This window comes from Streptomyces sp. NPDC039480 (assembly GCF_055597165.1).
In genome coordinates, this window is sequence record NZ_JBVITX010000005.1 from 360,078 (window position 1) to 383,759 (window position 23,682).

A 23,682-nucleotide genomic window follows, 5' to 3' on the forward strand; every position below is an offset into this window, starting at 1 on the left:
GCTTTTCCCACGGTTACGCGGGCGTCACGAGCCGGTTCTCCGTGCCGATGCCGGAGGCGTTGCCGTCGGCGTAGAGGGTCAGTTCGCCGTCCGACCAGCGCACGATGGTGTCGTCGGGCCTGTGGTTGTCGGTGAAGTCGCCGCCGCTGACGATCAGGGCGCGCTTCCACAGGCTGTTCGGGGCCTGCCACTTGTGCTCGCCCCGGAGGGAGCCGGCGCCGGTGAAGTCCTGGTACTGCGTCAGCTCGCCGTCGGACCAGCGCACGACGAGGTCCCAGGTGTCGCCTCCCGAGTAATTGCCCGCGGCGATCTGGGTCGCGTGCTTCCACGTGCCGGTCTTGGCCGAGCCCGGCGGGACGACCTTGATCTCCTTGCCGAGCTTCTTGTTGCCGCCGGTGTCGCGGTAGAGCGAGACCTCGCCGTCCGACCAGCGCACGACCAGGTCGTCCTGCCGCTTGTTGCCGCCGAAGCGGCCCGCGGTCATCACCTCGGCGTGCTTCCAGGTGCTGTTCGCGGCGACCAGCCGGTGCTCGCCGTGGAAGCCCTTCTCGTCGACCGACGGGTAGAGCGTCACCTCGCCGTCCGACCAGCGGACGATCAGGTCCGAGCCGCTGTCACCGGTGAAGTCGCCCGCGACGACCTGCTTGGCGTGGTCGCGCCACAGGGCGCTCGGGCCCTGGACCTTGAACTCCTTGTCGAAGTGGTTCTTGTCCTTGCCCGCGCCCCGGTAGAGGCTCAGCCCGCCGTCCGACCCCATGACGAGCATGTCCATGCGGTCCTTGGAAGCCGGCCCGTCGACCGTGAAGTGGCCGTTGACGATGGTCTTGGCGCGCTTCCACGTGCCGGCGCCCGGCAGCACCGGGTCCGTCATCGGCGGCGGGTCGATGCTCGCCGGCTGCTCGCCCGCCTTCGCGGCGTCGTAGATCCGCTTGACGTCCTTGCCGAAGTACGACGAGTACGAGGTGTCCGCGCTGTGGCCACCCGTCATCCAGCCTCCGATGACGCCGATCAGCTTCGCCGGCTCGTCGCCCGTGGTGATGAAGGGGCCGCCGGAGGTGCCGCCGACATAGCCGTCGCAGTCGATCTCGGTGAAGGTGCCGCCGCGCCAGAGCCGGCCGCCGCTGTCCTTGACGTTGCCGGTGGTGTACTTCTTCGTCGGCGTGGTGCAGCTGAGCGGGTCCTGCTTCGGCTTGTAGCGGTCGCCGCCGTACATGTACGGGTAACCGATGACCTGCGCGGTGTGCCGGAAGCCCGTGTCGAAGCCCATCGGAATGGACCCGACGACGTCCTCGACCTTCTTGCCGTCGGCACGCGGCTCGGTGGCGAGGAACGCGACGTCGACCGCGGTGTAGTTCTCCTCGCTCTTCCTGGACCCGGTGTAGCCGGGGTCCTTGAAGATGCGGCTCTTCTTGATGGGGTACATGCCGTGCGGCATGGGGTTGCTCGCGCTGTGCTGCGGCACGAAGATCAAGTTTTCCTGGCGGGCGTTGCTGTCGAAGCAGTGCGCCGCCGACACGACGAGGTTCTTGCCCGGGGACGGGACGACGGTGCCGCCGCAGAAGCGGTAGTCGTAGCGGTCCGGGAAGTCGTTGCCCGCCTTCTCGGCCCAGTAGAAGGTGCCGACTTCCTTGATGCCCTTGAAGGGGCGGGAGGGCGAGCGCAGCATGCCCTTGCGCGGCGCCGCGTCCTCCTTCTCCTCGGCGTCTTCGGCGGCCGCGGCCTCGCGGGTCTGCTGCGGCTCGACCGGCTCGGCCTCGGCCATGCGCTCCGGCGTCCAGAACTTCTCGAGCGCGCGGGCCAGTCCCTGGTCAGGGGCCTGCGACGGCGACTTCGAGGGCTTGGACGAGGGCTTCGCCGAGGACGTCGGCGCAGTCGGCGTCGGGTCCGGAGCGGACCACGCCGGGGCCGCGGCGGCCAGGAGCGCGGCCGCAGCGGCTGTCGCAGTCAGACTGCGTCTCATTCTCACAGTGGTGTTCCCCCACGAAAAACGGACCCCGGGCAACCGGAGTCCGATTGGTACACATCAAACGAGAAGTTACGTTACGCATGCATCTGATGATGTGTCGATTTGTTTGGAGAAAGCAGTTTGCAGAAAACAGTGGGGACGACGGGGCGCTCCGCCCGGACCGGAACGCGCGCGGGAGCGCTCGCGGCAGGCGCGCTGCTCCTGGCGGTGGGGTGCTCCGGAGGCGGTGACGGTGACGGCGGAGCCGCGAAGGACGACCCCAATCCGCTGCGCGGGTTCCGCAGCTGGCTGAAGACGAACGACTCGGCGCGCGACGACGCGCTGGCGGGCCACGCCCTGCACATCAGCCTCGGCTACCGGCCCGGCGACCGCGACGGAGTCGTCCGGGTCCTCACGGACTACGGACCGTGGGGCGAGGCGGAGGGGCAGGTCGGGCCGCTCGCCGAGGCGTTCACACAGTGGTGGGACGAGGACCCCGCGGCCGGGAGCGCCCGCATCCTCGGGCAGGGCGGAAAGACCGCCAAGACCCTCACGCTGTACGACGGTGACGAACCGTCGAACCTCGCGGAGGAGTTCCACTCCTGGACGGCGAAGCACTCCCCGGACGGCGCGCGCCTCGCCCCGCACGTCACGGAACTCACCATCGGATACGGGGCGAAGGGCGCCGGCGCGGTCACCGTGGCGACGGACTACCTCACGTACAAGGACAAGAAGACCCAGCGGAACGTCGACGCCCTGGGGAAGGCGTTCGCCGACTGGTGGGACGGCGACGAGGGCGCGGGCACGGTCACCGTGACCAGCGCCGATCAGGGCACCCGAGCCGAACGCAAACTGCCCCGCCCGTGAAGCCCTCGTCTCCCGGCCGCCGCCGCCAAGGGACAATGGGCCCGTGCGATACCGCGTCCTGGGGCCGACCCGAGCTGTCCGCGCCGACGGAACCACCGTTCCCGTCGGCGGCGCCCGCCTGCGCGCCCTCCTGACCGCGCTCGCCCTGCACGCGGGTCGCCCCGTCCCCGCCCCGGCCCTGGTCGAGGAGGTGTGGGCCGGCGAACCCCCCGCCGACGCGGCCGGCGCCCTGCAGGCACTGGTCGGGCGGCTCCGCAGAGCCCTCGGCGCGGACGCCGTCGCCTCGGTGGACGGCGGCTACCGCCTCGGCGCGCGCCCCGACGACGTGGACGCGTTCCGGTTCGACCGGCTGGTCGGCGAAGGCGGCCGCGCGCTGGCCGACGGCGACCCGGCGAAGGCCGCCGCCGTCCTGGACGACGCACTCGCCCTGTGGACCGGCGAACCCCTCGCCGACCTGCCGGAACACACCGCGGACGCCGCCCGCCTGCACGCCCGCCACCTCGACGCCCGGCGCGCCCGGATGGCCGCGGCGCTCGCCCTGGGCGAGGCGGAGCGGGCCCTGCCCGAGCTCGCCGCCCTCTGCGAGGCCCACCCCCTCGACGAGCCCCTGCACGCCCTGCGGCTGCGCGCGCTGCGCGACACGGGACGCCCGGCGGAGGCGCTCGCCGCGTACGACGGCGTACGACGTGAGCTCGCCGAGCGGCTCGGGACCGACCCGGGCCCGGAACTGGCCGGGCTCTACGAGGAGTTGCTGCGGGGCGACGCGGCGGCGCCCGCACCGGCGCGCGGCCGCCCGGCCGGAAATCTGCGGGCCCGCCTGACGTCCTTCGTCGGGCGCGAGGCCGACATCGATGTCCTGCAAGACGACCTCGCGCGTGCGCGGCTCGTGACGCTGCTCGGGCCCGGCGGGGCCGGCAAGACGCGGCTGTCGCAGGAGGCCGCGGAGACCGTCGCCCCGGGCCTGCCGGACGGCGTGTGGCTCGCCGAACTCGCACCGGTCGAGGACCCCGCCGACGTCCCCGCGGCCGTCCTCACCGCGGTCGGCGCCCGCGAGACCGTGCTGCGCGGCGCCGGCGCCGAGGAGCTGCGCGCCCTCTCCGAACGGTACGGCGAGGACCCCGTCGCCCGGCTCGTCGAGCACTGCGCCCCGCGCCGCATGCTGCTCGTCCTCGACAACTGCGAGCACGTCGTCGACGCGGCCGCCCGCCTCGCCGACGAACTGCTCGCCCGCTGCCCCGGCCTGACGGTGCTCGCCACCAGCCGTGAACCCCTCGGCGTACCGGGGGAGTTGCTGCGGCCCGTCGAGCCGCTGCCCGAGCCGGTGGCGGTGCGGCTCTTCGCCGAGCGCGGTGCCGCCGCGCGGCCGGGGTTCACCGTCGAAGGGGATCCGGCGGCCGTCGCCGAGATCTGCCGCAGGCTCGACGGTCTGCCGCTCGCCATCGAGCTGGCCGCCGCGCGCCTGCGGCTGCTCACCCCGCGCCAGATCGCCGACCGTCTCGACGACCGCTTCCGCCTGCTCACCAGCGGCGCCCGCACGGTCCTGCCCCGCCAGCAGACGCTGCGGGCTGTCGTCGACTGGTCCTGGGACCTCCTCGACGACGCCGAGCGGACCGTGCTGCGGCGGCTCTCGGTCTTCGCGGGCGGCTGCGACCTGACCGCGGCGGAGGAGGTGTGCGCGGCCGCCGGGAGTACGCACGACGTCGCCGACCTGCTGGGCTCCCTCGTCGACAAGTCCCTTGTCGTGGCGGCCCCTTCGGAGGCGTACGGCGGTGGCATGCGCTACCGGCTCCTTGAGACCGTCGCCGAGTACGCGGGCGAGCGGCTCGACGAGGCCGGTGACCGGGCCGCGGCCGAGCGGGCGCACCTCGTGCACTACCGCGAGGTCGCCAGGACCACCGACCCCGAACTGCGCGGCCGAGGCCAGCTGGCGGCCGTGGAGCGCCTCGAGGTGGAGTACGAGAACCTGCGCACCGCCCTGCGGCACGCGCTCGCCGCGCGGGACGAACAGGAAGCGCTCTGCCTCGTCCTGTCCCTCTCCTGGTACTGGCAGATGCGCGGCATGCGCATGGAGACCCGCAACTGGTCCCGCGACGTCACGGCCCTCGGCCCAGACCCCTTCGCCCCGCCCGTCGCCCCCGCGCCCCCGCTCCACGAGTCGTGCACGGCCGCGCCCCCGCCGATGAGCCCCGAGGTCCTGGTGGAGGCCCGCCGGGGCGCGCATCTGCTCCGCCTCTCCTGCATGGAGCTGGAACGCATCGACTGGCAGTCGCCGGAGGCGACGGAGAAGCTGGCCGGCATCAGGCGCGCCTACCGGCCCGGCCTCCCGCAGACCTGCCGCACCCCCGGCAACCTGTGGTTCTACGCCGTGCTCCTCGGCGGCGACATGGACCTGCTGCGCGTCACCCTCGACGAGACGGTCACCGCGTGCCGTGCACTCGGCTACGACTGGGAGCTCGCCGCCGCCCTCCAGATGCGCGCCAATATCCTCGCCAACCGCAGCGACTGGGCGGGCGACGCCATCCGGGACGCGGACGAGGCGCTGAGCGGGTTCCGGAAGCTCGGTGACGTGTGGGGCATCGCGGAGGCGCTCTCCGCGCGCGGTGAATCACGTGAGCGGCGCGGCGAGTTCACTGCGGCCGCCGTCGACTACGAAGCCGCGGTCGAGTACGCCGAACAGCTCGGCGCCCAGACCCAGGTGGGCCTGCTCAAGGCCCGCCTCGGCGCGATCCTGACGAGCTCGACGGAGCAGCGGGACCTCTTCGACCGGGGTGAGGCGCTGCTGCGGGAGATCCTCGAGGAACCGGGCAGGCACCCCACGGGCGAGGTCATGCCCGCCGCCCGGCTCTTCCTCGCCTGCGCGCTGGGCCATGACCGCCGCACCGACGAGGCGCGTGAGCAACTCCGGCTGCTGCGACAGGAGTTCAACGGCATCGGTTACGCGATCTTCGACAGCTCCGTGCTCGGCGTCGGGGCCTGGCTCCACGTCCTTGACGGGCGGTACGCCGAGGGGCTCGCCGGGGCGCGCGAGGCCCTCGAGAAGGCACTCGACCCGCTGTCGCGCATGGTCGCCCCGCAGATGGTCTCGGTCCAGCTGTCGCTCATCGCGATGGCGCTGGCCGGGGACGGGGCCGGGGCTGCGGCCGGGGGCGGCGCCTGTGCGCGTGACGCCGCGCGGATCCTCGCGGTCGCTGACCGGGAGCTGCCGCCGCGCCACTTCGCGAGCACGATGGAGCGGGAGATCCGCGACGGCGCGCGGGAGCGGTGCCGGGCCGCACTCGGGGACGACGCGTTCGAAGCGGCGTACGCGGAGGGCGGCGGCCTCTCCCTGGAGGAGGCCGCCGCCCTGTGCGCCGCGTGGGCCGAGTGACCCCACGGTGAACGCTGACCCGGTGATCAGTTCTTCGTGCGGAACTTGTGGATCGCGATCGGCGCCATCACCAGCGTGAGCGCCACCGACCAGCCGACCGTCACCCACACGTCGTGCGCGACGGGACCGCCGACCATCAGGCCGCGCGCGGAGTCCGCGAGCGAGGACAGCGGGTTGTAGTCGGTGAAGCCCTGCAGCCAGCCCGGCATCGACTTCGTCGGCGCGAAGATCGACGAGCCGAACTGGAGCGGCATCAGGACCAGGAAGCCCATCGCCTGCACGGACTGGGCGCTCTTCATGGAGACGCCGAGGACCAGGAAGATCCACATGATCGACGTGCCGAACAGGGCGGAGAGGCCCACGGCGGCGAGCAGACCGAACCAGTTCGTGATGTCGAAGCCCACCAGGACACCGACGATCATCATGATCGTCGTCGCGATGAGCAGCCGCATCAGCTCCACCACGATCTTGGCGAAGAGAACCGAGCCCTGACCGATCGGCAGGGTCCGGAAGCGGTCCATGATGCCGTTCTGGAAGTCCTGGTTGAAGCCAGTGCCGACGGCCATGGCGATGTTCATGCTCATCATCGCCATCATGCCGGGGACCACGTACTGCACGTACTGGTCCTGGCCGCCGCCGAGCGCCTGCCCGATGGAGCCGCCGAACACGTAGACGAACAGGAGCGTGAAGACGATCGGCATCAGGACCGCGTCGAACATCGACTCCGGGTCCTGCCGGATCCACAGCAGATTGCGGCGGACCAGGGCGCCGGTGTGCCGGACGTGGCCGCGCAGACCGATGCGGGCGTCCGCCTCCCCCGTCTTGAGGGGGGCCGTGAGTGTGGTGGCGCTCATACGGCGACCTCCTCGAGTTCTGCGGGGCGGGCGTCCTGCGGGGCACTGGCCTTCTGGCCGGTGATGGACAGGAACACCTCGTCCAGGCTGGGCAGTTCGGTGGCTATCGAGCCGATCGTGATGCCGCGCGCGGTGACCGCGCCGACCACGGCGGTCAGCTGCTCGTCGCTGAGGATCGGCACGAGGACCGTGCCGGTCTCGACGTCGACCGTCGAGGTGGCGAGGCCGGTCAGACCGAGGTCGTCGAGGGCGTTCGCCAGCGGGCGCAGCTCCAGGGGGTCGGCCGGGCGGACGCGCAGGGTGCGGCCGCCGACCTTCGCCTTCAGCTCCTCGATGCCGCCGTTGGCGATGACCTTGCCGCGGTCGATGACCGTCAGCTCGGAGGCCAGCTGCTCGGCCTCCTCCATGTACTGGGTGGTGAGCAGCACGGTGACGCCGTCGCCCACCATGCGCTTGACCTCGGCCCACACCTCGTTCCTCGTGCGGGGGTCGAGGCCGGTCGTCGGCTCGTCCAGATAGAGGACGGCCGGGCTGCCGATCATCGACGCGGCGAGGTCGAGGCGGCGGCGCATACCGCCCGAGTACGTGTTCGCCGGGCGCTTGGCGGCCTCGGTGAGCGAGAACCGCTCAAGCAGGCCGTCGGCCCGGGACCTGGACTCCTTGCGGGACAGGTCGAGCAGGCGCCCGATCATGTACAGGTTCTCCCGGCCGGAGAGCTTCTCGTCCACCGAGGCGTACTGGCCGGTGAGGCCTATCACTCGGCGGAGCTGGCGGGGCTGGCGGGCCACGTCGTACCCGGCGACGAGGGCGGTGCCCGCGTCCGGGGTGATCAGGGTCGAGAGGCAGCGGACGAGGGTGGTCTTGCCGGCGCCGTTGGGTCCGAGTACGCCGAGGACTGTGCCCTCGCGTACGTCGAGGTCCACGCCGTCCAGAGCTTTGGTCTCGCCGTAGTGCTTGACCAGTCCCCTTACGGTGACCGCGCTCCCTGCGCCGCCGGGGTTCATGTCGATTCGCGTCATGCCCCACAAGATGTCACCCCCCACCGACAAACAACCGACATCCCACCGACAGGGGGTCTCGCCGGGGTCGCGGGCCGGGGGATCCTCTTCCGGTCCGGTGGGGGGGGGACCCCTGCCCCACCGCTTCGCGGCGGAGGTCCCACCCATCGATCGCCCCGCTGCTTCCGGCCCGGTGGGGGCGCCCCCTGTCCCGCCGCTTCGCGGCGGATCATCCCACCCACCCACCCGTTTGCCCCGCGAGTCAAGTCCAGGTAGGGGCCCCTACAGCCCCGCTCGGTGCGGGGTGCACGGGTGGGTGGGTGGGAAACATCCGCCGCGAAGCGGCGGGACAGGGCACCCCGAGCCCGCAGCCTGCGAGGCGAGCTGCAACCCGGGCGGGGGTGGTCCGCCGTGGAGCGGTGGGATGAGAGGGGGCCCGCAGGCGTCGTGCGGGTCGAGTCTGGCCAGGGCGAGGGAGTTGTTCAAGCGCCCAGGGGCGAGGTGAGGCAGCCCGTCGGTGGGGGAAAGGCGACGGGCTGCCGTGGTGCCGTGGTGGTTTTAGGGGGCCATGGGGCCCCAGGGGCTCAGTGGACCGCGTGCTCCGGCGCCGGGAACACCCCGCCCACCACATCCTCCGCGAACGCCTGCGCCGCCCCGGCCATGACGTTCCGCAACTCCGCGTACTGCTTCACGAAGCGCGGCATCTTTCCGCCGGTCAGGCCCATCATGTCCGTCCAGACCAGGACCTGCGCGTCGCACGCGGAGCCCGCCCCGATCCCGACGGTCGGGATGTGCAGGGAACGGGTGACCTCGGCGGCGAGCTCCGCGGGGACCAGCTCAAGGACGACCGCGAACGCACCCGCGTCCTGCGCGGCCTTGGCGTCGTTGAGGAGCCGGTGGGCGGCCTCGTCGCCCCGGCCCTGCACCCGGTAGCCCATGGTGTTCACGGACTGCGGGGTCAGGCCGAGGTGCGACATGACGGGGATGCCGGACTGGACGAGCAGCTCGGTCTGGGCGAGGGAGCGTTCGCCGCCCTCCAGCTTCACCGCGCCGACACCCGCCTCCTTCACGAGGCGCGTCGCCGACCGGAGCGCCTGGACGGCGCCCTCCTGGTACGAACCGAAGGGCAGGTCGCCGACGATCAGGGCGCGCGAAGTGCCCCGTACGACCGCGGCGGAGAGCATGGTCATCTCGTCGAGGGTGACGGGCACGGTCGTCTCGTACCCCAGGTGGCAGTTGCCCGCCGAGTCGCCGACGAGCATGACGGGGATGCCCGCCTCGTCGAAGACGGACGCGGTCATCGCGTCGTACGCGGTGAGCATGGGCCACTTCTCGCCGCGCTCCTTGGCGGCGGTGATGTCGCGCACAGTGATGCGCCGGGTGCCCTTGCCGCCGTACAGCGCCTTGCTGCTGTCGGGGCTCGTGGGGGCGTCGGCGCTCTTCTGGGCAGCCGAAAGCTGCGTCATCGCAACGGCTCCTTCTGTCATCTCGAGGCGCCCTGACGGCGTCCCCGGATCACCTCCATGGTGGCACCACGTGCCGCCTCGGGGCTAGTGGGAGCGCACAGCTACTGGGAGGGCGCGGCGACACGGCCACCGGATCCCCCGTCGGGGTTGTGCGCATTTCGTCACAGAGGGCGCTCTCCCTCGCAGTTCAGGAACCCCTCGCGCCGCCCCGGACGTCCTGGTGCCTGTACGGCCGTCGTGGACGGCAGGGACGACACCGGATCATCGCCTAGGGTTTCAGGGGGCGGGACAGACGGTGTGCACGGCAGGCAGTGAGGCGACGACAGCATGGCGCAGGCGTATATGACGGAGACGGGCAGCGGCGGCTCGGGCCCCGAGCGTCCGGGGTCCCGGTTCCGCCGCCTGCTCGACGGCTGGCGGGGCGACCCGGGCATCTGGCGGCGCGGTCTCGTCACGGCGAGCGCCGCGGTCCTGATCGCGCTGGTGATGCTCTTCCACGCGCAGATCCCCAACAACGTGGGCAACCTCGGCAGTCTGACCGAGACCTTCCTGCCCTGGCTCGGCGTCTTCATCCCGGTGCTGCTCGTCATCGCGGTGGTCCGCAAGTCCGCCACCGCGCTGATCGCCCTGCTGCTGCCCCTGATCATCTGGATCAACTCGTTCGGCGGCCTGATCACCGGCAAGTCGGGCGGCACCGGCGGCGACCTGACCGTCGCCACGCACAACGTGAACGCGGACAACCCCGACCCGACCGGCACCGCCCAGGACGTCGCCGCGTCCGGCGCCGACGTCATCGCGCTGGAAGAGCTCACCGCGGACGCCGTCCCCACGTACGAGAAGGCGCTGGCAGGGGAGTACAAGTACCACTCGGTGAAGGGCACCGTCGGGCTGTGGAGCAAGTATCCGCTGACCGACGCGAGGCCCGTGGACATCAAGCTGGGCTGGGTGCGGGCGATGCGCGCGACCGTCAACACCCCCAAGGGTGACGTCGGCGTCTATGTCGCGCACCTGCCCTCGGTCCGCGTGAAGCTCGACGCGGGCTTCACCGCCAACCAGCGCGACAACAGCGCCGACGCGCTCGGCGAGGCCATCGCCGACGAGAAGCTCGGCAAGGTCGTCCTGCTCGGCGACCTCAACGGCACGATGAACGACCGCGCCCTGAACGCGGTCACCTCCCAGATGCGCTCCACGCAGGGCGCGGCGGGCGACGGCTTCGGCTTCAGCTGGCCCGCGTCGTTCCCGATGGCCCGCATCGACCAGATCATGGTCAAGGGCGTCGAGCCGGTCGCCTCCTGGACGCTGCCGGAGACGGGCAGCGACCACCTGCCGATCGCGGCGCGGGTGGACCTCTCCTCGTAACGTGCGCGTGGTGCGGGTGTGACCGTGCGGATGTGAGCGCACGGAATACTGGGCGGGCGCGGGTTTGTTCCGTACGTAAACTTATGGGTTCACTCTGCGTTGGTCCCCGGCGCTCTCCGCGCCCTCGACGCTCTCAGTGAAGCAGCCCCCCGCCCCCACCCCCGCTTCCGTTGGAAGGTACTTCTTCATGCCCCTGGCCCTGCTCGCCCTCGCCGTGGGCGCCTTCGGCATCGGCACCACCGAGTTCGTGATGATGGGCCTGCTGCCCAACGTCGCCGACGACCTGCACCTGTCCATACCCACCGCGGGACACCTCGTCTCCGCGTACGCGCTCGGCGTCGTCATCGGCGCCCCGCTCCTCGCCGCCGTCACCGCGAAGCTGCCGCGCCGCCGCGTCCTGATCGGCCTGATGGTGCTCTTCGTGGTCGGCAACGCGCTGTCGGCGGCGGCCCCCGACTACCACCTCCTGATGGCAGCCCGCTTCCTCAGCGGGCTGCCGCACGGCGCGTTCTTCGGCGTCGGCGCCGTCGTCGCGACCGGGCTCGTCGCCCCCGAGCGCAAGGCCCGCTCGGTGTCCCTGATGTTCCTCGGCCTGACCGTCGCCAACATCGTGGGCGTACCGGTGGCCACGGCGATGGGGCAGCAGCTCGGCTGGCGCGCCACGTTCCTCGCGGTGAGCGCGATCGGGCTCGCGGCCATCGCCGCGCTCGCCCTCCTGGTTCCGGCCGACCACGGCCACGGCGACGCGGCGGGCCTGCGCGGCGAGCTCCGCGCCCTGCGCAGCCTCCCCGTGTGGCTGGCGCTCGGCACGACCGTCGCCGGCTTCGGTGCGCTCTTCGCGGCGTACAGCTACATCACGCCGATGCTGACGGACGCGGCCGGCTACGCCGAGTCCAGCGTCACGCTGCTCCTCGCGCTGTTCGGCGTGGGCGCGACGGCGGGCAACCTGCTGGGCGGGCGCCTCGCGGACCACTCCCTGCGCGGCACGCTCTTCGGCGGACTCACGGCGCTGGCCGTCGTCCTCGCGCTCTTCCCGCTGCTCATGAGCGCCGGCTGGAGCGCGGCGCTCGGTGTCGCCCTGCTCGGCATGGCGGCGTTCACGACGGGCTCGCCGCTGCAGCTCATGGTCATGGAGAAGGCCGCGGCGGCCCCCTCTCTGGCCTCCTCGGCCAACCAGGGCGCGTTCAACCTCGCCAACGCGGGCGGCGCCTGGATCGGCGGCCTCGCCCTCGCGGCCGGCTTCGGCGTGACGTCCCCCGCGGTCACGGGCGCGATCCTCGCCGTCCTGGGCATCGCGGTGGCCGGCGCGGCATACGCGGTGGAAGCCCGCAGGGGGCCCGTGGCGGGCACGGAGCGGGTGGTGGCATCGTCCCTGGACCGCGAACGGGTCCACCACTAGCCGCAACGACTGCGGGGCGCCAGCCGGGCGCCCCGCAGAACCGTCTCCGTCAGTCCGCGGAGGACTCGCGCCAGCGGTTGGTGATGGGGAGGCGTCGGTCCTTGCCGAAGCCCTTCGCGGAGATCTTCGTGCCCGGCGGGTACTGGCGCCGCTTGTACTCGGCGGTGTCCACCATCCGCAGCGTCTTGACGACCAGCTCCCGGTCGTACCCGGCGGCCACGATCGCGTCGGCGCCCTGGTCCCGGTCGACGTAGAGCTCCAGGATCGCGTCCAGGACCGGATAGTCGGGGAGCGAGTCCGTGTCGACCTGGTCGGGGCGGAGCTCGGCGCTCGGCGGCTTGGTGATGGAGTTCTCCGGGATCGGCGGCGTCTGCCCCCGCTCCCGCGCGGAGCGGTTGCGCCACTCGGCGAGCCGGAAGATCGCCGTCTTGTAGACGTCCTTGATCGGGCCGTACGCCCCCACGGAGTCGCCGTACAGCGTGGAGTACCCGACCGCCAGCTCGGACTTGTTGCCCGGCGCGAGCACGATGTGCCCCTCCTGGTTGGAGAGCGCCATCAGCATCGTGCCGCGCAGCCGCGACTGGAGGTTCTCCTCGGCGAGCCCGGTGAGCCCCAGCGAACCCATGTACGCGTCGAACATCGGAGCGATCGGCACGGTGCGGAAGTTGAGCCCGGTGCGCCGCGCCAGCTCCTCCGCGTCACCGATGGAGTGGTCGGACGAGTAGCGGGACGGCATGGCGACGCCGTACACGTTCTGCGCGCCCAGCGCGTCGCAGGCGATGGCGGCGGTCAGCGCCGAGTCGATACCGCCGGAGAGGCCGATCAGGACACTGCTGAAACCGTTCTTCGCGGCGTACGCGCGCAGCCCCACGACGAGCGCCGAGTACACCTCCTCGTCGTCGTCGAGCCGCTCGGCGTACCCGCCGGTGAGCTCCGCCTCGTACGCGGGCAGCGGCTCGTCGGAGAGCGTGACGTGCTCGATGCGCAGCCCGTCGTCGACGACGCCGGACGGCGGCACGGGCGCCGCGGCCGGAAGATCGAGATCGAGGACGACACAGCCCTCGGAGAACTGCGGGGCGCGGGCGATGACCTCGCCGTCCTTGTCGACGACGATCGAGTCACCGTCGAACACCAGCTCGTCCTGCCCGCCGATCATCGCGAGGTACGCGGTGGTGCAGCCGGCCTCCTGCGCGCGCTTGCGCACGAGTTCGAGGCGCTGGTCGTCCTTGTTCTGCTCGTACGGCGACGCGTTGATGGAGAGCAGCAGTCCCGCCCCCGCGCTGCGCGTCGCCGGCACGCGGCCGCCGTCCTGCCAGAGGTCCTCGCAGATGGCGAGCGCGACGTCGACGCCGTGCACCCGCACGACCGGCAGGGTCTCGCCCGGCACGAAGTACCGGAACTCGTCGAAGACGCCGTAGTTGGGCAGGTGGTGCTTGGAGTACGTCAGGACGGCCTCGCCGCGGTACAGCACCGCGCCCGCGTTGCGCGGGGCGCCCGCGGGCTGGCCGAACTTCGGCTTGGCCTCCTCGGTGCGGTCGAGATAGCCGACGACGACCGGCAGCTCTCCGAACCCCTCGTCCCGTAGCCGCACGGCGAGCGCGCGCAGCGCCGCCCGGGAGGCCTGGACGAAGGACGAACGCAGCGCGAGGTCCTCGACGGGATAGCCGGTCAGCACCATCTCGGGGAACGCGACGAGATGCGCCCCCTGCTCGGCGGAGTGCCGGGTCCAGTGGACGATCGCCTCGGCGTTCCCGGCGAGATCGCCGACGGTCGAGTCGATCTGATTCAGAGCGAGGCGTAGTTGAGGCACGGAATCAGTGTAATCGTCAGAGCGACGCGATGCCTTGCCAGGGCGGGCGTGCGGTGTACGTCTCGTACGTCTCCACGCTCACCTGGTGCTTCCGGACCAGGTCGCGTTGTCGTACTGGAGGAAGCCGGGCTCGACCTGCACCTCCAGCGTGTGCGCGGCGTCGGCCGGGAGACTGACGGCGTAGGTGGCGACGGACTGCTTGCCGGGCGCCAGCTTGCCGGCGAGCTCTCTCGGCAGGTCACCGTCGAAGATCTTCTCCGCCTCGGCGCCGTCGGCGTCCTTGAAGGTGACCGTGGTCAGGTCCAGATCGGCCGCCTCGCCCGAGCCGTTGACGACGGTGATCTTGACGGTCAGCGCCTTGTGGCCCTGGGTGTGGCCCGCCGCGTACGGCCCCGGCTGGTAGGAGGCGGGGCCGGCGACGGTCACCTTCACGCCGTCGTCGTACGCGAACGTCTCACCGAACCCGAGCTCACCGGAGTCACCCTCCGCCCCTGTCTCCCCCTCCGCCTCTTTCTCCCTCTCCCGGTCGGAGCCGGACGGCTCGGCGGGCGCGGTCGACGCCTCCTTCTTGCCGCCGGTCCCGTCCAGCTCGTCCACGGTGTCGTTGAAGACCGAGACGCTGATGACGAGACCGACGACCGCAAGGACCGCGGCGACCGCCCCGAGCGAGGTACCCCAGATCGCCATGCCCCGATTGGTGGCCTGACCTCTGCGGGCTCTGCCGATCCCGACGAAACCGAAGACCAACGCCAGGACGGCGAGGACCCCCGCCGCCCAGAACAACAGCGGCACCAGCCCGCAGAGCACACCGATGATGCCGAGCACCAGGGCCGCGGTACCGAGGCCGTTGCGGATCTGCTGCGGGGGCGGCTGTTGAGGGGCGCCGGGAGTGGTCATGGGGAGTGGCCCCCTTCGGAAGGGGGAGGCCTACCGGCCGGGAGGGCCGGGAGGGCCGGGAGGGCCGGGAGGCCTGGCGGCTGTTATGCCGTTATTATCCCGCTTCCAGTGATAAGTGCCTACCTTTCCTGTGGGCGTGCGTGCCTGCGTGCATGCCAGCGTGCGTGCATGTGGCTGCGAGGTGGTGCGTGGTCAGTTTCGGTAGCCGAGGACTGTCATCATTCCCGCCTCCGCGTGGTAGACGTTGTGGCAGTGGATCATCCACAGGCCCGGGTTGTCCGCCTCGAAGTCCACCGTCAGGCTGCTGTTCGGCAGGACGATCGCGGTGTCCTTGCGGGGGCCGCCCGGGGTGCTCGCCAGGGCGAAGGTGTGGCCGTGCAGATGCACGGGGTGCCACATCGAGGTCGAGTTGGCGAAGGTCAGGCGGACCCGCTCACCGGCGCGGACGGGGTGGCGTCGGCCGGGGGAGTAGGGCTTCTTGTCGAAGGCCCAGTCGTACGCGGCCATGCCGCCCGTCAGTTGGAGCCTGATCGTGCGGTCCGGCTTGCGGGAGGGCAGGGCGACCGACTCGTGCGCCCTCAGCTCGGCGGCGGTCAGGAGACGGCCCTTCAGCTCGTCGGGGCGGGTCGACGCGGTCGGCGCCGCCCCGCCGCCCGTCCGCAGCACGGCGAGCGCCGCCGCCTTCTTGCCCTCGGCGACGGCGGTCAGCGGGAAGACGCCGTCCTTGGCGGTGACCAGCACGTCGTACCGCTCGCCCATGCCGAGGAGCAGCGCCTCCGTCTTCGCGTGCCGCACCGGGAAGCCGTCCGTGTGCGTCACCGTCATCTCGTGGCCGCCGAGGGCGACGCGGAAGGCGGTGTCCCCGCCGGCGTTGATGATGCGGAGGCGGATGCGGTCGCCGGGGCGGGCGCGGAACTGTGAAGGCGCCGCGGGCGTACGCCCGTTGATGAGGTAGTGCGGGTAGGCCACGTCGCCCGCGTCGCCGCCCAGCAGGTCGCTCTTGGCGCCCATCATCATGCGGGAGGGGCCAGAGGGGCCAGAGGGGCCAGAGGGGCCAGAGGGGCCAGAGGGGCCAGAGGGGGCGCTCGCCATGTCGTGTCCGCCGTGGCCGCCGGAGTCCTCGCCGCCCATGTCGTGGTCGGCCATGCCCTTGCTCAGCTCGGCGAGCACGCCGTCCGGGGTCGAGCCGTCCACTCCGTCCACCCAGTCGTCGAGGACGATCACCCACTCCTTGTCGTACTTCAGCGGCTCCTTGGGGTCCTCGACGATCAAGGGTGCGTACAACCCGCGGTCCTGCTGGGTGCCGGAGTGCGGATGGAACCAGTACGTCCCCGGGTGGGGCACCGCGAAGCGGTAGGTGAAGTCCGATCCGGGCTTGATGTCCTGCTGGGTGAGGCCGGGGACGCCGTCCATGTCATTGCGCAGGGCGATGCCGTGCCAGTGCAGGGAGGTGGCCTGCGGGAGGTGGTTGGCCAGGGTGAGGGCGAGGGTGTCGCCCGCGGTGACCCGGACCTCCTTACCGGGGAGCCGGTCCCCATAGGCCCACGACCTGACCGTGGGCCCGCCCAGGTCGAGCTTGGTCTCCACCGCCGTCAGCCGCACCTCGCGGGTCCGGCCGCCCTTGCCGCGCTTCTGCTCGGCGGCCGCGACCTCCTTGCCCGCCGGGTCCACATAGCCCTCGGGCCCGGACGCGCCGCCCCGGCCGTGCCCGCCGTGGGCACCGCTCTGGCCCGCGTCGGAACAGGCCGTCAGGACTCCCGCCCCTGCGACGACGGCCGCGGCACCGAGCACGGTGCGCCGCGAGGGAACGACGCGTGAGGGAACGGGCTGCGGGGGAACGGGCCGCAGGGGAACGGGCTGTGCGAGCTCGGCCTGTGACGGGACGTGCGGAGAAGCTTCTTTACGCATGACTGGGTGACACCTCGTCGTGATGGTGCGTGCAGATGGGCGCATCTGCTGCTTCTGGTACACCGCCCGACCCCCGCGGGTTCCCACAGGAGCACCACGAGTTCGGCGGGCAGCGCGAAGCAGCCGGTGCGCAGGCCTAAATGCGCAGCACCGACAGACGGGAGAGGAGTATGCGAGGCGGCGGCGGGTTGGGCCGCAGGATGTGGAGGAGCCGCCCGGGGGCGCGCAGGTGGGCACCGCGCGGGCCCGGCCGCAGCAGGCCTGCCCGCACCAGCAGGACGAGCGTGAAGGCGCCGAGCACCGCCAGGCACACGGACAGCGGGTCCATCGCCATCCCGCCGTCGTGCGGCCCGGAGGCCGAGGCGGGCCCGGCCGCGGGCGCGACGACGGCCACAGCCACGGCCACGCCCATGTCACGGTCACCGTGACGCTCGGGGGTCATGACGTCCCCGTGATGTGCCGGGTTCACGAGGCCCCCGTGACGCAGGGACTCACCGGCCACATGCCGGTCACCCCCGTGCCGATCACCCCCATGCCCCCCACCGGAGCCCCCCGAAGGGTGCCCCAACGTATGCATGGTCACGATCCCGAAGAGCAGCGCGACGAGCAGCAGCAACTGCCCGTACCCCGTGCGGCTCCTCGTCCTCGCCATGAGGCGAACCCTACCCCCGCCGGGTATGCGGCGACATGCGGGCCCCCGCCGCTCCGACGATCATGAGCGCATGACGAAAAAGGACGAACCGGTACAGACCGGGGCGGGTACCCTGCCGGAGCCGGACCCGGCCATTCCGCGGCAGGTCATCTCCTGGCTGACGCTCGCCCTGATGACCACCGCGTCCGTGGCCAGTCTGCGTCCCTCGCCCTCGATGGCCATCTACGGACTGGCCGCCGTCTTCCTCTACCTCCTGCCCGCCGTCGTCTTCCTGCTCCCCACCGCCCTCGTCGGCGCCGAGCTCGCCTCCGGGTGGTCCGGCGGCATCTACCGCTGGGTGAGCGAGGCCCTGGGCAAGCCGCTCGGGTTCGTCGCCGTCTGGTGCCAGTTCGCCATGACCATCGCGTACTACCCGAGCCTGCTCGCCTACGTCGCCTCGACGTTCGCGTACGTCGTCCATCCGAGCCTCGCCGAAAACGGCCTCTACGTAGCGATCGTCATCGTCGTCATCTACTGGACCGGCGTGTGGGTCACATGCCGGGGGACCAAAACAGTCGCCGGGCTGTCCTCTTGGGGGCTCGTCATCGGCACCCTCGTCCCCGGTGTCGTCCTCGTCGCGCTCGGGATCGTCTTCCTGGGGCAGGGCAACCCGTCCGCCGCACCCATGAGCGCCGACCACTGGCTGCCCCCGTGGACCGGCCTCGCCAGCCTGGTCCTCATCGTCAACAACTTCCTCTCCTACGCGGGCATGGAGATGAACGGCGTCCACGTGTCGTCGCTGCGCCACCCGCGCTCCGAGTACCCCCGCTCGATCTTCCTCGCCACCGGCCTCGTCCTGCTGATCTTCATCCTTCCGGCCCTGGCCATCAGCTGGGTCATGCCGTCGGGGGAGCTCAGCCTCACCGCCGGTCTGATGCAGGCCTTCCAGGCCTTCTTCGACCACTTCCACGTCGGCTGGCTGACGAAGGTCGTCGGCATCATGCTGGTCATGGCCGCGCTCGGCGGCATGCTCACCTGGCTCGCGGGCCCCGCCAAGGGGCTGGTGACGCTCTCCCGGCAGGAGGGCTATCTGCCGCCCGTCCTGCAGAAGTTCAACAAGGCGGGCGTCCCCCGGAACATCATGGTCGCCCAGGGCGTGATCACCACGCTGATCGGTGTCCTCTACGCCTTCAGTGACGACGTCTCCAGCGCGTACTGGATGTTCTCGGTCATCACCGTGCAGATCTACCTCATCGCGTATCTGCTGATGTTCGTGGCCGTCGTACGGTTGCGGAAATCGCATCCGGAGGTGCCGCGCGGCTTCGTGGTCCCCGCCGTGACGCTCGTCGCGACCGTCGGCTTCGTCGCGTCGCTCGCCGCGCTGGCCATCGGCTTCGTGCCGCCCGACCAGTTCGGCAAGGGCCCACTGTGGCGCTACCTGCTGATCGTCGGCGGCGGCCTCCTCGCGCTCGGCGTCCTGGCACCCGCGGCCTTCCTCAAGTACCGCAAGCCCAGTTGGATCCACCCCGAGCACCGGCCGGCCCATGCGCAGAAATAGCGTGTGCCCGCCGGTGCCCTCCGCCACGACGGCAGCCGCCCCCATGGACGCACGTCCTGTCCGCCCCGTCCGGCCCGACAGGCCCTGCCGCCCCGCCGCCGCACGTGCCCTCGCGGGGCTCCTGCTGGCCGCCGCCCTCGCGTACAGCACGTGGTCGGTCGAGGCCTTCCTGCCGACCGGGCTCTCGCCACGGACGACGTACGTCAGTGAACTCGCCGCGGAGGACCAGCCGTACGGGACGTTCTTCCGCACCGCGGACTTCCTCGCCGGGCTCCTCGTCCTCACGGGCGCGGCCATCGCCCTGACCCGGCTGCCGCTCCGCGGGTGGTGGGCCACGGCGGGCTGGGCCGGGCTCGCGCTGTTCGGGGCGGCCACGGCGGCCGACTCGCGTCTCCCGCTGAGCTGCTCGGCGACCGCCGACGCGGGCTGCGCCGCGCGCGAGCGCGCGGGCACCCTCCCCTGGACGCACTCCGCACACACGGTCAGCAGCAGCCTGGCGGTCACCGGAGCGCTGGTCGCCATGGTGCTGCTCACGGTCGCCGCGCGCCGTCACGCCGGTACGCGGCCGGCGCTCGCGCGCACCGGGCCCCTCCTCGTCGTCCTCGAACTGGCCGCCACGGGCTGGACGCTGGCATCCGTTGCCGCGTTCGAGGCAGGGCGGGGGACGTGGGGGCTCGGCATCGGCCAGCGCCTCCAGGTTTTGTTGATCGCGGTGTGGCTGGTGATACTCGCGTGGTCAGTGTCGAGGGGGGCGAAGATTCCGCCTTGCGAAGGCGGGGCGGGAGGGGCCAAGTGACCTTCGTACGTGTCGGGGGAGTGCCGCACCATGTCGAGGTGACGGGGAGCGGGCCGGTGTGCGTGCTCAGTGCCGGGCTCGGCCTCGGGTGGTTCGACTGGGACCCGGTGGTCCCGCTGCTGGCCCCGCACCGGACCGTCGTCCGCTTCGACCGCCCCGGCCTCGGCCTCAGCGGCCACGCGCGCGTGGCACCCACATTGCGCGGTGAGGCGGACCGCGTCCGGCACGTCCTGGACGCGGTCGGGCTCGGCGCGGAACGGGCCACCGTGGTCGGCCACTCCCTCGCCGGATTCCACGCGGAGGCGTTCGCACGGCTGTATCCAGAGCGTACGGAGGGACTCGTCCTGGTCGACTCCAGCGTCGAGGAACGGCCGCGCGCCCTGCTGCCGCGCGGACTCCGGGTGCCGGCCACGCGCGCGTGCGGGACGCTGCTCTGCGCGGCGGGCCTGCCACGGGCGACGGGCCCCGCCCTGCGCCACCTGACGGCACCCACGCCGTGGGCCCACCTGTACGGGAGCAGCCGCGTATGGCGGGCAGCACTCATGGAGTACGCGACATACGCCGACCTGGCACGCGAACTGGCCGTCCTCCGCCGCGGGGCGCCCCTGCCGACCGGCCTCCCGGTCACCGTACTCGCCGCGTACAAGGGAGGCGCGCGGCGATGGCTGGACCGCCAACGCGCCCTGTCCCGCAGCCTGGCCGCAACTTTCCAGGTAGCGCACCCCTCAGGCCACCTGATCATGCACGACCACCCGACGGCCGTCGTGGGGGCCATCCTGACGACAAGGCCATAACCGCCCCCTACGTAGACGCCGACCGGGCGTGATGCTTCAGGGGCGCGAGGAACGGCGCGAGCAACCACACTCAACCCGCACCCGACAGACGGCCTGTTCAGGGGCGCGGGGAACTGCGCGAAAAGCCACGACGGACCCGCACCGGACAACACAACACCCGCCCCCTCAGGCACGCGAAGAACCGCGCCCCCGCACCCCCCGCACACTGTCCCGAATCACAATGTGCGTACCGAGAACATGCCGTTCCTGGCCCGCGGCCGGAGAGCCGGAGAGGGCGCGACGGACCGCCGTGCGGCCCATCTCCTCCGCGGGGATGTGGACCGTCGTCAGGCCGGGAGTGATGTCACCGGCCACCGGGTCATCGTTGTAGCCGACCACCGACATGTCCTCCGGCACCCGCAACCCGTACTCCCGCAGCGCGATGATCGCCGCCGCCGCGGCCCGGTCGTCGCCCGCGAAGACCGCCGTGAAGTCGGGCTTGCCACCCGACGCGTCGAGCAGCTCCCGCATCGCCCGATAGCCGTGGTTCTGCCCGAAGCCGATGCCGTGCAGGACGGCATCCTCGCGCGGCACCCCGTGGTCCGCGAGCGCCCGCAGGTAGCCGGCGAGCCGGTCCTCGCCGGTCGTGTTGCCCGGCTCGTAGCCGAGCAGCGCGATCCGCCGGTGCCCGGCGCCCAGAAGGTGGCTGGTCACCGCGTGGGCGCCCGCTTCGTTGTCGTACTCGACGACCAGCGCGGGCATGTCGGGCGTCGGCGCGGGCCGCCCGCACAGGACGAGCCGGGAGCCCGCCGCCGCGAGCGCCTCCGCGTACCGCGCCATCCGCTGCCGGTACTCGTCGTCCTGGACGGCCCCGCCCACCAGCATCACGGCCTCCGCGGCCTGTTCCCGCATCATCTGGACCAGGGCCAGCTCGCGCGCCGGGTCGCTGCCCGTGGACGCGACGAGGGTGAGGCGGCCCCGCTGGGCGGCCTCCACCTCCACGCCCTGCGCGACCTGCGCGTAGAACGCCCCGACCACGTCGTACATGAGCACCGCGATCGTCTTGCGGCCCGCGCCCGCCAACGCGCGCGCGTGCGCGTTGGCGACGTAGTCCAGGTCCTTGACCGCGCGCAGCACCTTGGCGCGCGACGCCGTGGACGTCGGGTAGTTGCCCGCGAGCACCCGCGAGACCGTCGCCACCGAGACGCCCGCACGCGCGGCCACCTCGCGGATGGTGACCCGCTCACCCACTGTGTCTCCCTCTCCTGGCCATCGGCCGGCCGCCGTCCGGCGGCCGACCCGCCGGGTCCGGGGCCGAGTTGCCCTCACGGCGCCCGCCCCCGGCCCCATCATCCCGCGCCCCGCCACCGGGTCAGTGCGCGGCCTCGTACTCCTCGAGGAACTCCTCGGCGGCCCGCTTGCCGCCCTGCGACCGCCACTTGGCGTAGACGCCGTCCCAGTCGGAGAGCTTCTTGCGGCCGGAGACGATCGCCGTCACGCCGTCCTCGATGACCTGCTGGAGGGAGGCGCCCTGCCGGTTGTACGTGTCCGACATGAGGCCCCAGTGGTCGTCGGGCACGAGGAGCGGGACGACCTTCTTCTCCCAGGCGTGCAGCCGCTCGGTGAGGTCGGGGAAGCCGGGGAAGTACAGCGGCTGCGGCGCGTCCATGAGGTACGGGAAGGGCAGGTTGGTCCTGGAGTCGATCAGGCCGAGCTCGGTGGCGACCGGGTCGCCGTCCTTGTTGTACTCGAAGTGGGTGCCCTCCACTCCGTAGTGCATCAGCTCGTACTCCTTCGAGCCGAACGGCGAGGCCAGCCAGTCGAGCACCCGCAGCATCAGCCGCACCCGCTCCTTGGAGGCCTTCTTGACGACGGTGTAGCCGAAACAGCCGCGGTTCTGCTGGTAGACGGGTGTGGCGCCGTCGACCGTGTAGGGCTCGGCGACGTCGAGGGTGAACTCGTCCTTGATGCCCTGCGCGTTGGAGATGACGGCGCCCCAGCCGTCGGTCATCGAGCGGACGGTGCCGTTGTAGAACTGGGTCTTCAGGTCGACCTGGGAGATCGATGTGGCGTCCGGGTTGTACGAGCCCGCCTTGCGCAGCCCGGCCATGTACTCCAGGGCGGCCTTGAACGCGTCGGTCCCGTACATGTCGGTGACCTTGCCGTCCTTGATCCGCCACTGGTTGGGCGCGCCGTGCCACATCGCGTGGTACTGGTAGCCGAAGAAGCCCACCGTGGACGCGCCAAGGGCGTACTTCTTGCCTTGTGAGGCCTCCTTCGCCATCGCCCGGAAGTCGGGCGCGGACATCCCCGGCTCGTACCCGGCCCGGTCGAACGCCTCGCGGTTGATGAACATCGCGCCCTGCACCTTGGCGCGTTCGATCGGCAGTCCGTAGATGCGCCCGGCGATGCGGCCCATGCCCTCCCAGGCGTACGTGGGGATGTTGGCGAGGTTGGGGTAGTCCTTGACCGCGTCGCCCGACAGGTGCTCGCTCAGGTCGGCGCACCGCGACTTCACGAACTGCGACTCGCGCGGCAGGACGTAACCGCCCCCGAAGTTGATCATGTCGGGCAGGTCGTCGCCGGACATGAGGGTGGACATCTTGGCGCGGAAGTCCGCGTCCGGCACGACGGTGAACTCGACCTCGACGCCCAGCGCTTCGTTGACGGCCTGCCAGTACGCGTTGCGGCCGACCGGCTTCGGCGGGGTGCCGTAGGTGATGGTCATGACCTTGATCTTCTGCTTGCCGGTGCCCGGCTTCTCGCTCGTCGCCCGCACCAGCTTCTGCGGGTACTTCGTGTAGCCGGGCTGGACGCCCTCGGCGGTCGGCGGCAGGTCGGGGGTGGGGCCCTTCGCCGGTGTGTACGTCGGCCAGGGCGCCGCCTTCTTGCCCGCGTTGGCCACGTCGCCGCCGCCACCGGAGCCGGTCGAGCAGGCGGTGAGGACGGACGGGGCGGCCAGGGCGGCGCCGCCGACGGCTATGGAGCGGAGCACGGTACGCCGCGACATCGAGGAACCGGACACGTGGATGAGCCCTTCTGGACGAGTTGGCA

17 protein-coding genes are annotated in these 23,682 nt (G+C 71.7%); 7 read left to right on the top strand and 10 right to left on the bottom strand.

From position 1 onward, the window contains the following. Window positions 1-13: 13 nt before the first annotated feature. Window positions 14-1,960 carry a trypsin-like serine peptidase gene (locus ACZ56E_RS18565; protein WP_471215338.1) on the bottom strand — a complete coding sequence of 649 codons (1,947 nt, stop codon included), beginning with the start codon at window positions 1,958-1,960 and terminating at the stop codon, window positions 14-16. A gap of 126 nt (window positions 1,961-2,086) precedes the next feature. On the opposite strand from ACZ56E_RS18565, the gene ACZ56E_RS18570 reads away from it, so the two are divergent. Together ACZ56E_RS18570 and ACZ56E_RS18575 are read left to right on the top strand one after the other, a co-directional pair. Next, entirely contained in the window at window positions 2,087-2,812 is a 726-nt protein-coding gene (locus ACZ56E_RS18570; RefSeq protein WP_471215341.1) for a hypothetical protein, read from the top strand. A gap of 43 nt (window positions 2,813-2,855) precedes the next feature. Beyond that, window positions 2,856-6,179, top strand: a complete 3,324-nt coding sequence (locus ACZ56E_RS18575; protein ID WP_471215343.1) for an ATP-binding protein — start codon at window positions 2,856-2,858, stop codon at window positions 6,177-6,179. A 26-nt stretch (window positions 6,180-6,205) separates the two neighbouring features. On the opposite strand, the gene ACZ56E_RS18580 is transcribed toward ACZ56E_RS18575, so the two are convergent. The 3 genes from ACZ56E_RS18580 to panB all read right to left on the bottom strand — a co-directional run bounded on the left by ACZ56E_RS18580 (window position 6,206) and on the right by panB (window position 9,497). After that, complete coding sequence (locus tag ACZ56E_RS18580; RefSeq protein ID WP_468600401.1) at window positions 6,206-7,033, bottom strand: ABC transporter permease; 828 nt, start codon at window positions 7,031-7,033, stop codon at window positions 6,206-6,208. After that, window positions 7,030-8,052, bottom strand: a complete 1,023-nt coding sequence (locus ACZ56E_RS18585) for an ATP-binding cassette domain-containing protein (protein ID WP_468600400.1) — start codon at window positions 8,050-8,052, stop codon at window positions 7,030-7,032. The genes ACZ56E_RS18580 and ACZ56E_RS18585 overlap by 4 nt, the downstream gene beginning before the upstream one ends. Window positions 8,053-8,615: 563 nt before the next feature. Further along, window positions 8,616-9,497: a 3-methyl-2-oxobutanoate hydroxymethyltransferase gene (panB, locus tag ACZ56E_RS18590; protein ID WP_471215346.1), complete on the bottom strand. Its 882-nt coding sequence runs from the start codon at window positions 9,495-9,497 to the stop codon at window positions 8,616-8,618. 327 nt (window positions 9,498-9,824) lie between these two features. On the opposite strand from panB, the gene ACZ56E_RS18595 reads away from it, so the two are divergent. Beyond that, window positions 9,825-10,856, top strand: coding sequence for an endonuclease/exonuclease/phosphatase family protein (locus tag ACZ56E_RS18595; RefSeq protein WP_471215348.1), 1,032 nt, complete (start codon window positions 9,825-9,827; stop codon window positions 10,854-10,856). 187 nt (window positions 10,857-11,043) lie between these two features. Beyond that, complete coding sequence (locus ACZ56E_RS18600) at window positions 11,044-12,255, top strand: MFS transporter (protein ID WP_471215350.1); 1,212 nt, start codon at window positions 11,044-11,046, stop codon at window positions 12,253-12,255. A gap of 49 nt (window positions 12,256-12,304) precedes the next feature. Here the strand turns inward: ACZ56E_RS18600 and ACZ56E_RS18605 are convergent, their stop codons facing one another. From ACZ56E_RS18605 to ACZ56E_RS18620, 4 genes are all read right to left on the bottom strand, one after another. Further along, window positions 12,305-14,065 (bottom strand): NAD+ synthase, encoded by a 1,761-nt coding sequence (locus ACZ56E_RS18605; RefSeq protein ID WP_471215352.1) that lies wholly within the window; start codon window positions 14,063-14,065, stop codon window positions 12,305-12,307. Window positions 14,066-14,143: 78 nt separating this feature from the next. After that, window positions 14,144-14,962 carry a DUF4190 domain-containing protein gene (locus tag ACZ56E_RS18610; RefSeq protein WP_471215354.1) on the bottom strand — a complete coding sequence of 273 codons (819 nt, stop codon included), beginning with the start codon at window positions 14,960-14,962 and terminating at the stop codon, window positions 14,144-14,146. 192 nt (window positions 14,963-15,154) lie between these two features. After that, entirely contained in the window at window positions 15,155-16,870 is a 1,716-nt protein-coding gene (locus ACZ56E_RS18615; RefSeq protein WP_471215356.1) for a multicopper oxidase family protein, read from the bottom strand. A gap of 136 nt (window positions 16,871-17,006) precedes the next feature. Beyond that, window positions 17,007-17,522 (bottom strand): hypothetical protein, encoded by a 516-nt coding sequence (locus ACZ56E_RS18620; RefSeq protein ID WP_471215358.1) that lies wholly within the window; start codon window positions 17,520-17,522, stop codon window positions 17,007-17,009. Window positions 17,523-17,592: 70 nt separating this feature from the next. Between ACZ56E_RS18620 and ACZ56E_RS18625 the strand changes: the two genes are divergently transcribed. Genes ACZ56E_RS18625 through ACZ56E_RS18635 form a run of 3 tightly spaced genes read left to right on the top strand, consistent with a single transcriptional unit; the run spans window position 17,593 to window position 20,649 of the window. Continuing rightward, the gene (locus ACZ56E_RS18625) at window positions 17,593-19,059 is read left to right on the top strand and encodes an APC family permease (protein ID WP_471215360.1); all 1,467 of its coding nucleotides are present in this window, start codon (window positions 17,593-17,595) and stop codon (window positions 19,057-19,059) included. Between the two features lie 43 nt (window positions 19,060-19,102). Beyond that, window positions 19,103-19,855, top strand: a complete 753-nt coding sequence (locus ACZ56E_RS18630) for a DUF998 domain-containing protein (protein ID WP_471215362.1) — start codon at window positions 19,103-19,105, stop codon at window positions 19,853-19,855. Next, window positions 19,852-20,649, top strand: a complete 798-nt coding sequence (locus tag ACZ56E_RS18635; RefSeq protein ID WP_471215364.1) for an alpha/beta fold hydrolase — start codon at window positions 19,852-19,854, stop codon at window positions 20,647-20,649. The genes ACZ56E_RS18630 and ACZ56E_RS18635 overlap by 4 nt, the downstream gene beginning before the upstream one ends. Window positions 20,650-20,814: 165 nt before the next feature. Here the strand turns inward: ACZ56E_RS18635 and ACZ56E_RS18640 are convergent, their stop codons facing one another. Further along, the gene (locus tag ACZ56E_RS18640; RefSeq protein ID WP_471215366.1) at window positions 20,815-21,879 is read right to left on the bottom strand and encodes a LacI family DNA-binding transcriptional regulator; all 1,065 of its coding nucleotides are present in this window, start codon (window positions 21,877-21,879) and stop codon (window positions 20,815-20,817) included. A gap of 121 nt (window positions 21,880-22,000) precedes the next feature. After that, a complete protein-coding gene (locus tag ACZ56E_RS18645; protein WP_471215368.1) occupies window positions 22,001-23,638 on the bottom strand; it encodes an extracellular solute-binding protein in 1,638 nt (545 codons plus the stop codon). Window positions 23,639-23,682: the final 44 nt, after the last annotated feature.